7 protein-coding genes are annotated in these 9,993 nt (G+C 47.3%); 4 read left to right on the forward strand and 3 right to left on the reverse strand.

Features of this window, described 5'->3' with window-relative positions; translation table 11 throughout:
* Nucleotides 1-7 precede the first annotated feature (7 nt).
* The 4 genes from BMW79_RS17275 to BMW79_RS17290 all read left to right on the forward strand — a co-directional run bounded on the left by BMW79_RS17275 (nt 8) and on the right by BMW79_RS17290 (nt 4,486).
* Nucleotides 8-1,729, forward strand: a complete 1,722-nt coding sequence (locus BMW79_RS17275) for an NHL repeat-containing protein (protein WP_089896719.1) — start codon at nt 8-10, stop codon at nt 1,727-1,729.
* A gap of 33 nt (nt 1,730-1,762) precedes the next feature.
* Nucleotides 1,763-2,497 carry a DUF4397 domain-containing protein gene (locus BMW79_RS17280; RefSeq protein WP_089896720.1) on the forward strand — a complete coding sequence of 245 codons (735 nt, stop codon included), beginning with the start codon at nt 1,763-1,765 and terminating at the stop codon, nt 2,495-2,497.
* Between the two features lie 9 nt (nt 2,498-2,506).
* On the forward strand, nt 2,507-3,679 hold the full coding sequence (locus tag BMW79_RS17285) for an IPT/TIG domain-containing protein (RefSeq protein ID WP_089896721.1): 1,173 nt from the start codon (nt 2,507-2,509) through the stop codon (nt 3,677-3,679).
* A gap of 201 nt (nt 3,680-3,880) precedes the next feature.
* Nucleotides 3,881-4,486, forward strand: a complete 606-nt coding sequence (locus BMW79_RS17290) for a DUF6630 family protein (RefSeq protein WP_089896722.1) — start codon at nt 3,881-3,883, stop codon at nt 4,484-4,486.
* An 82-nt stretch (nt 4,487-4,568) separates the two neighbouring features.
* Here the strand turns inward: BMW79_RS17290 and BMW79_RS17295 are convergent, their stop codons facing one another.
* The 3 genes from BMW79_RS17295 to BMW79_RS17305 all read right to left on the reverse strand — a co-directional run.
* The gene (locus tag BMW79_RS17295; RefSeq protein ID WP_089896723.1) at nt 4,569-6,515 is read right to left on the reverse strand and encodes an OmpA family protein; all 1,947 of its coding nucleotides are present in this window, start codon (nt 6,513-6,515) and stop codon (nt 4,569-4,571) included.
* A 14-nt stretch (nt 6,516-6,529) separates the two neighbouring features.
* Nucleotides 6,530-7,498: a PorP/SprF family type IX secretion system membrane protein gene (locus tag BMW79_RS17300; RefSeq protein WP_089896724.1), complete on the reverse strand. Its 969-nt coding sequence runs from the start codon at nt 7,496-7,498 to the stop codon at nt 6,530-6,532.
* Between the two features lie 54 nt (nt 7,499-7,552).
* Nucleotides 7,553-9,993, reverse strand: a 2,441-nt coding sequence (locus tag BMW79_RS17305) for a T9SS type B sorting domain-containing protein (protein ID WP_143059192.1), incomplete at its 5' end; no start/stop codon positions are given.

Here is a 9,993-nt window from a genome sequence, read left to right on the forward strand (position 1 = left end):
ATATTTTATGAACATAAAAGCAGGCGGAAATATATTTTTATGGCTATTGTGCAGTCTGTCGGTATTCTTTTTTTCGTGTACCAAATTTAAAGAAAGACTGGATGACATGAACAAGGAATCGGGCATCATAAGAGTAGTGAAAAACGCGAACACTATTGAAGAAGCACAGATCGATGAAACGATTACGATATACGCCAAAATAGGTCAGCCGGAAGCTGCTATCAAACTTTATGTATCGGGTGTGGAAGCCACTGTAATCAGTCGCGGACAAACAATGGGGCTACTCCCGGGAAGAAATGACAATCTCCGTGTGCCGATGGACACCTTTAACATAGTGGTGCCAAAGGCTGCCAAAATAGGCCCCGGTAGCATTTATTTCAGCGTAAACGATGCCGTGCAGCCCGCACTGAGTTTTAATATAAAACGCCCCGACATACTCATACCCAATAAAGTGCTGGTAGTACCTCAGCTCTTTACATACTCAGATAGTACACAACGGGAAGACGGTAGTTTCGACTATACAGTTCCGGAAGTACTGAGAGACGGACCCGCCGGCAGCGCTGTGGTAAATATGACCGCGAAACTTACCTATGACAAAACCCTCGGCTGTTTTTACTTCCTGGACTATCAGCGGAGTGACCGATCCTATCGCATCCGCCGGCTGAAAGATGGCGTAGTATCCACCATTGCAGGTGGGGGCGCCAATTACTTCGCCACTACGGGTGCCGCTTTGAAATTGGGTGCAGAAGCTACTAATAGCATTGGTGTAGCAGGACTGGATATGAAGCCGGGGCCCGATGGCAAACTGTATTTTACCAATTCATTTACCATTGCATCGGATCCCGTTACCGGTTTGCAAAGTGCCTATTCCCTGATTCAATGTATCGATCCGTCAACAGGAAAGGTAGAGATCTTAGCGGGTAATAACGGTCGCTCGGTAGACTATTACTATTCCAATTATCAAAAGAGTTTCAGAGGATTTGAGGATGGAGGGAAGGATTCAGCCCTGATCGGTACACCACGTGCGCTGACGTTTGACAAACAAGGCAATCTCTATTTTATTGATGGGGGAACCTACTTCGGCACCTTACTTCGCAAGCTGGCTAAAGATGGAAGTGTGGAAACTGTATTGGGAAAGATCAACAGGGAATATGCGGAATTTGTGGATGCCGATGATAAAACGTATTCCGTGATCACTTACTCCGAAATCGAGGAACACAGCGATGGATTTGGAGATGAGGTGCGCTTGTATGGCGCTATCAGCATGGTGCAGGCAGGTAACGGCAAATTTTATGTTGTAGGCGCAGGCGCAGGATGGCAGACCAATATCGTGGAAATCAATATGGATACCAAAGAGGCATCTACGGTGGTAGGCCTGCCGGATGGGCAGCGGACAGACTATACAACCGGTACGTTTAAAGAAGTGGGGCTATCCATTGTAAGTACGTTCGATGTTGATTTTGACGGGAATATACTCTATGGCCTGAATGCCATCTACAAAATGGATTTACAATCCGAAACAATTTCCCAGATGACCCGGTTTACAGGGTTTCCTCCGGAATATACCTCCGACCGCCAGTTTATGCAACACACACAACCCGGTACCAACTGCATTCTTGGACACCTGAGCAGTGTTGTATTTGACCAGTTTGGTAACCTGTATGCTGGATACGACAATGTATCTGCCGGAGTGGATGTAAGGATGGTTAAAGTGGTGATTGAAAGATAAGTCACAAATTTTATTCAAGAACAAAGCAAACAGATGAAAAGATCCATTATCAGATTTTTATGTGCCGCCATGTTCATAGCTGGCTGTACCAAAGATGCCGAGATGCCCGTTTCTCCCGCGCTATCCTACCTGATGGTGTACAATGGCTCCCCTGATTTTTATGGCGCAGGCAGCATGGCATTTGTAAATAATGCGTTGTACGGTACACGCAGTTATAACGAAAACGGAGCAGGGCTGGTAGGCGCTTTCAATTTCTCCCGGTACTCCTTTATCGATACAGGATTGTATCGTATGGCTTTTACGGATTCCGCCACCATACCGGCTAACGCTACTAAAATCACAGAAACCTTACTGCAGTTTGAGAACGAAAAGCATTATACCGTTTACCTGCTGGATAGTCTCGGCTTTTTTGATATCCTGTATACACAGGACGACGTAGCCCCCGATCCGGTAAAAGCTAAAATAAGACTGCTGCACCTTAGTCCTGATGCAGGAAAGGTATATCTCCGGATAGATACCGTACTTATAGGCGGCATCAGGGAAGTGGGTTTTAGAAACGTGAGCGGCTATACGGCTGTATCAGCCGATATAAAGCCAGGTATACGGATCATGTATAAAGATGAAGCCGGCGAAGAAAAAACGCTGGTGCGTAAATCGTTTCCATTGGAAGCAGGTAAGTGTTATACCATGATATTGCGTGGCTATAAAACTCCTGCCGATGGAAACATAAATAAAACCATCAATTTAAGCACCATTACTAATTTTTAGTATCATATCATGACAAGGATATACATATTTCCAGGCCTCCTGTTGCTCGCGCTGACCACCATCATAGCTTGTAAGAAAGACCCTGCCGGTACCGAAGGAATCATTATAGATGCCGTAAAAATAGAGAAGTTAAGCAGCAGTTTTGCGCAGGCCGGGGAGGAGCTGACCATATACGGTAGTCATCTCATTCAAAAAGATGTTGTTACCGAAGTGTTTGTTACCGGCCGCCCCTCGGAGGTCTTGCACTCATCTGCAGATAGCATTACCATTAAGGTCCCTCTGAAAGTACAAACCGGTAAGGTAATGGTGACCCTTAGTAAAGGCACGAAATTCAGCAGTGCCTATGGACCGGATATTGTGGTAAGACCAACACCGCTGATAAAAAGTTTTGCCCCGCTTTTTGCCTATGGTGGAGATACCATTGAACTGTATACGGAGAATTTTAGTGAGATAGCGACCAATAACGAGATTTTTATCGGTACAAAAAAAGTACAGATTGTAGCCGGAAAAGGAAAAGACACCATCCTGGTAAAGTTGCCGGAAGACGCTGCCAGCGGTACTTTTGCATGGCATACTTATAACGGTCCACTCTTTAAAACAGCTGCATCTTTCCCGGTAAGACAAGCCCGTTATACCGCCAATACGGTGGCGCAATGGCTATACCAGGATCCCGGCTATTCGTATATGGATACGTTAGTAAGAGGTTATCCCGACCTGGCAGGAGGGAATTACCTGAGTGTACACAAAACAGTTTACGATACCGTATTACAGTATATCAATTCTTCCGGCAGAAAGTATACTATTTTCCTGCCATCCAATGCCGCTTATGAGAAGAATACCTCTAAAGCCGCTTTTCTGGAGAAAGTAAAAAACAGGCCCTATAACTACAACAGTATGCTGGCCAATACCATTGTGCCCGGTGAGAACATGCGGTTGGCGGATATGCAGGACGGAGACCGTCACCCCACCGCCTATACGATGAAGCTTGCTTTCTGGGAGTACGAAGTACCGACAGATGATTACAATTTTATACAGATTATTATCGAAGACGGCGTAAAATATGCGCAGGTTTGGGGGCCCTATGACCAAACCCAGCCCAGGGTAAAAATATTACGGGAGCACCAGGTGGGAAACGCCACTATTATTGAAACAGACGGAGAACCGGGGGTAGTATCTTACTAGGTTCCTGTCTTTCTGTATGTAGCCGCCGGCCTGATTTTGGGCCAGCAGCTTCATGGTAACAATTTGGGGTAGCTGAATGGATGATCGGGTAAAGGCTCATAATTTTAGCATGGCATTTTCCGGAAAACTTAATATTTTCGGTTCTTCGGGGATGAGCATGAATCCTGTTTCTGTATTGATAAACCTTAATATGTGGTCGCTATGAACTTGAAATTTGTTCCTTATTTCTTTACTGCGGCCGAACAGGCTGCTTTACCTTCCTTTAACCACGACCAGGAGGTACTGGATTTCCTGATTGATTCCGGATACCTGACAGTGACCGATTGGAAAGCAGAAGACGAGCCTTACCAGATCGGTCATTTCATCAGAAAGAGGGGAGGAGAACTTAATGCAGGTGCAACGTTCGATATCGAAAGTATATACCAGCTGCTGCAGGAGCAGGTCGGCAGCATGGCTCCCGGTGATAGCATTCCTTTTTTGCTGGAACAGTTCCAGGCGCTGGTGGAAGAGGCTGGTCTTTCTATTGTATCGTTGAATCGGGGCAATGACAGTTACTATATCGGATTGGTGCCCACCCGGGATTTAAAGCAGCTGAAGAAACAATCCGATGATTTCTGGAATTGGAAAGCATTTGGGGATTTATCCGGAGAAGTGCTTTATACCGTATACTGTTCCTGTGGTAGTATGAATGTCTGGCAGGTGAAACGTGGTGATATTATCACGGAAGATACCTGTCAGGATTGTGGCAGGGAGATTTTTGATAAGGAAGGTAAATCGACGTTTGAAGTTATCCGGGATTATATTTAGTATAGCGGTTAATTTGCCAGGCATATAAAAAAGGAAAGACGCTCTGTAAGAGCGTCTTTCCTTTTTATATGCAATATCATCATCAGAATTTCAGGATCGTAAATTCTGTACGCCTGTTGCGGAGATGCTCTTCTTCTGAGCATTTCACACCATTGGCGCACTTATTCAGTAGCCTGGTTTCGCCATATCCTTTGGCCGTGAGGCGGCGGGCGCTGATGCCTTTGCTGACCAGGTAGGCTACTGTGGCCGCTGCGCGGCGTTGCGACAATCCCATGTTGTAGGCATCATTGGATCTGGAATCTGTATGTGCCCCCAGTTCAATGTCCCAGGTAGGATTATCCTGGAGAATGACCACCAGTTTATCGAGTTCTTTGGCAGCATCCGGACGTATTTCTGATTTGCCCAGATCAAAGTAGATGTTGTCTATTTTGATAGGTTTGTTGAGCTGCGGCTGTTCCATCTGTTGATTCCTGCGAGTATTGACAGTGGTGGTATTCAGCGTATCCCTGGCAATGGTGATGTACTTTGTTTTGTGGAAGCTCAGTTCATATTTGCCACTGTCTACCGGCTGTTGATAGTGGCCATCTTTGTCGGTAATAATCTTTATCGTTGTTTGTGTGATGCGGTTGCGGAGTGTAATTTGTACTTCCGGCAATGGTCGGTTCGTTTTCCGGTCGGTGACAATACCACTGATTACAAAAACAGGTTTCACCGGAACAGGCGCCGGACGGAAACGGTAGATGTCGTCGCTTCCTTTACCGCCTTCCCTGTTGGATGCAAAATAAAGGGAGCTGTCGAGGGCAGCGGGAGCGAAGTCGTCGTGGCTGCTGTTAACAGGCGTACCTGCGTTGGTGACCAGCCATTGATGGCTTTTATAAACGGCTTTAAAGATATCCAATCCGCCCAGCCCGGGATGTCCGTCACTGGCAAAAAGGAAATTCCCTTCGGTATCGAAGGCCGGCGTGCGTTCATTACCGGGTGTATTAATGGACATGCCCATGTTCACCGGTTCGCCCCATTTTTCATCCTTCTTCACGGTATAATAAATATCTGTTCCTCCCTGGTGTTCCGGGCCCTGGTTGGAGGTAAAGTACAGCGTATCGCCACTGGGATTTACCCACGGATCTCCGAGAGAATATTGCAGGGTGGCATTATAAGGGAATTTCGGCGCCTTCATCCATCTCTCTTTATCATCCCTGTTAATTTCTTTGATACCGATATTCATGGTTAAGATAGAATCCTTTCCCAACACAGAAGAAGCGCGTTTCTCAAAAGTGGTAATGGCCAGAAACATCGTGCTGCCGTTCGCGTTATAGGTGGCGTTGGAGCTGTGATAATCTCCGTTAACACTACGCTTCTCCAGTGGCTTTATAAGGGCGCTGTCTCCAGTGGTTTCGTAGAGATGCAGGTAGCTGTTGCCGGTCCAGGTATACATTTTCTTTTTGATACCTTCGTGTTCGAAGAACGCTGATTTTCGTATATCCTTGTACGGCCGGTCGGAGGCGAAAACATATTTTTCGTTGATCCTGGTAATACTCCAGTCTGAATAAGGAGAATTGAGCGCGGCCATGTTTTCCAGTGTTCCCTTTACAATCATTGCCTGTGGCTGGTTACCCAATAAACAACCTGCTTTCATCTGCTGCGCCAGCTTGTTGTCAGGATTTGCCTGAAGGTAGTGGTCGAGATGGGTGAGTGCATCGGTGTATTGTTGATTGTTCATCAGGATACCGGCATAATGTAATTCATCTTCCGGGGTAAACTGTCGTGTTTCCCAGAGATGGGCATACCAGGTGGCTGCCTGTTTGTAGTCTTTGGTCAGCCGGTAGCTGTCGGCCGCTCCCCTGGCTGCTTTGGCGGATGGGTTTTTATGATATGCTTTTTCAAAAAGCGGTTTGGCCTTTTCAAAATTATAGAGCTGATAAGCTTTGTATGCTTCGGTATATGCGTATTGTGCACTGGCATGCTGACTATAGCCTGCTGCTGCCAGTAACAGTAGTGGTATTAATTTCCTGGATGCGATCATGATCATACAACATTACAGCGTTAGAAATAGCGTGGCGACATCATCCTCGCGTTCCTGCGATTGAAAAAGTAGCCGATAGACAACTCATGGGTAGGGTAATTGGTAGCGGCAGTGCCATTCAGCGTCATATCATAGGCGTAGCCTACACGGAGTTTATCATTTACAAATACCTCTGCCATAAATACCAGTGCGGCCGGCTTTTTCAGGTTAGCCTCCAGGTTGGATTTATGAAGATAAGTAGAGCGGTAAGACCCTCCCAGCCATAGTTTCTGGCTGATGAGTACAAAAGCGTTCAGGTCTACACTGACAGGGCCGGCAAGATCTTCTTTTACCAGCACACTTGGTTTCAGTATCAGTTCTTCCGATAAAGGAATCAGTCCGCCCGCAGTAAAATACAGATGCGGTTTTAAAGGCAGGTACTCTTTCAGCGCAGTTGATTTCTGGAAAAACTGGGTCAGCAGGTTAGATGCTGATACACCGGCGAAGAAACGCTCCCTGTTATAAAAAATGCCGAACCGGGCATCAGGTAACATCCTGTTGTTTTCGCCGTTCACCAATGCCGGATCGGTGATGGAAGAAGAAGTGGTGAGCAACGACATATCCAGTCGCTGCTGCATAAACCCTCCGCTGATGCCCAGCGCCAGCCTGGAGGAGCCATCCTGGTTCACCGGAATACGGTAAGCATAGGTAGCATATACCGAGGTGGTATTCGATGCCCCCAGTTTGTCGCTCATCACCTGTAGTCCCAAACCAACCCGGTCGTTGTTCGCACTTCCGTCTACGGCCACAGAAAATGTTTTGGGTGCGCCCGGGTAGTTGGTCCACTGGTTCCTGTAGAAGGCATGGATGTTCCATTGCTCCCGGTACCCTGCATAAGCCGGGTTCACATATATTCCGTTGAACATGTACTGACTAAACTGTGCGTCCTGCTGTGCGGAGGCGGTAACTCCGCACAGGATGAAGATTAGAGCAGATAGGACTTTATTCATTGGTATTTTTTTCAACATTAATATTTGCATAACACTTCATTCTATTCTTACAGGTTACCGGACTAACTGTACCCAACCTTTCAATGATATTTTATTGTTGGAGGTAGTCGGACAAACCAGTTCGTAATAGTAGGTACCTTCATTCAGGCCTGATCCATCCCAGTTGTTGCGGTAATCGTTGGAACGGTATACTACGTTGCCCCAGCGGTTGAATACGATCAATACTGATCCCGGATACCGGTCTATTCCCAGTATGATAAACTTATCATTGATACCATCGCCGTTAGGAGTAAAGGCGGTCGGAATAAAGATATCCGGACCTTTCGCCTCAGAGCTGACAGTGGCGGTATTGTTTGTCAGATCAGGATCGGCATTTTCACCCGTAACAGTAGCAGTGTTATTCACCGGACCTCCGCTCAGTAATTTTGCACTCAGCGTCAGTTTGATCGTCTGTCCCGGCGCCAGGGTATCCAGTTTCCAGCTCATGGTTTTGGTGGCAGGATCATAACTTTCCTTACCATTTTCCACGTTGGTTTTAATCTGCATATCACCGATGTTGCTGGCCAGGATATCTGTCACCACTATATTGCTGGCGCCTTTGCGGCTATTATTGGTGACACTCAATTCAAAGGTGACATTTTTGCCCACGGTTATTTCCGCCGGAGGCGTCAGGATTACCTTTTTGACAGACAGGTCAACCAGGCGTTTCGTAACGTCGATCGTAACGGTAGATACGTTTGATGCAAAGCCCGACTGGTCCTGGATGTAATAGGTAAACTGGTCGGTGCCGCCAAAACCTGCCTGTGGTGTGTAAGTAACGGTGCCGTTCCCATTGTCTTTTACGGTACCATGCTGTGGCAGGTCTTTGATGTATACGGTATGACCGGTATTACCATAGGTATCGTTTTTAATGACATTAATCACTACCGGGTCTGGTTCTTCTGTGCTGGCTGCGTCATCCCTGGTGCTTAACGGCACCGGTACAGGTGCAACCGTGCTGCTGTTGTTGCTGCCTACGCGGTCTGTTTCATTGCCGGCAATGGTAGCGGTATTGGTATAGCTGCCCGTTTTATTTATGGTAACGGTCATGGTCATTTCCGCCGTTGCTTTGTAAGCCAGGTTACCAATGGTCCACTTGCCTGTAACGGCATCATAGGTGCCAGTAGAAGCTTTGGAAGATTTGTAGGTATAGCCTGCAGGGAGTATATCCGTTACCGTTACGCCTGTAGCATCGCTCGGGCCATTATTGCCTGTTTTGATGTTGAATGTAACATCCGAACCATGTGGCGGCGCCATGTTGGAGATTTCTTTGCTGACAAAAAGATCTGTCACCGCATCAGGCGTAACCGTTAACGTGCTGGTATTATTAGTAGTTACCGGATCTTTTTCATCTGCTGATACTGTGGCGGTATTGGTGTATTGGCCGGTGGTATTTACCAGGGCTTCTATCTGCAGCACGATGGTTTCGCCGGCATTCATGTTGCCGATGGTCCAGATACCGGTCGTCGGATCGTAGCTTCCTTTTCCGGCGGTGGCCTGCAGGTAACGGAATCCGGATTGCAGTTGATCGCTTACCCGTACGTGCGTGGCTTTGCTGGCACCATTGTTCTTCACGGTAATGGTGAAGGTGACTTTATCGCCGGTACCCGGAACGGTTTTGTCTATCGTTTTGGTAACCTGCAGGTCCGCTACAGGTACCGGTGTAGGAGCGGTAATAGCGCTCTCATTATCTCCCGGCACTTTATCTTTCTCATTTCCGCTGATAACCGCCACGTTACTGTAATCGCCTTCCGGTTGAACCGTTGCTTTGATTTGCAGTGTGGCCGACTGGCCATTTGCCAGGTTGCCGATATTCCATTTTCCGCTGCGTGCGTCATAGCTGCCGGTAGTTGTGCTGGCCTCATCGAAATGATAACCGCTTTGAAGTATATCCGTTACAGTTACTCCGGTTGCCGCAGAAGGTCCTTCGTTTTTAGCAGTGATCGTAAAGGTGACCTGGCTGCTTACATCAGGAGTGCTATTGTTGATGGTTTTTACCACCTGGAGGTTAGTTACGGCAACAGGAACCGGTGTAACACTGCTGCTGTTGTTGGCAGTGTTGTGATCTGTTTCTGTACCGGCGATGCTGGCGGTATTGGTGTAGTTGCCCGTTGCCAGCACTTTTGCGGTAATAACAAGCGTGGTTGTCGTTTGTGCGTTCATGGTGCCCAGTGTCCATTTACCATCTTTGGAGAATGTACCGGAGGCAGGTGTTGCCTGCACCAGCTCATATCCTGCGGGCAGCACATCTGTTACCACCACGTTGGTCGCTGTGCTGGGCCCGTGATTCGAGGCTTTGATGGTAAACGTAACGTTTGTACCCACATCAGGCGTCGTATTATCTACTGTTTTCACTACTTCCAGGTCGGTTACCGCTACACGGGTAACAGTCACGCTGCTGGTATTATTGGTAGTTACCGGGTCATGTTCTGTACCGGCGATAGTAGCGGTGTTGG

Source organism: Chitinophaga arvensicola (genome assembly GCF_900110835.1).
GTDB lineage: Bacteria > Bacteroidota > Bacteroidia > Chitinophagales > Chitinophagaceae > Chitinophaga > Chitinophaga arvensicola.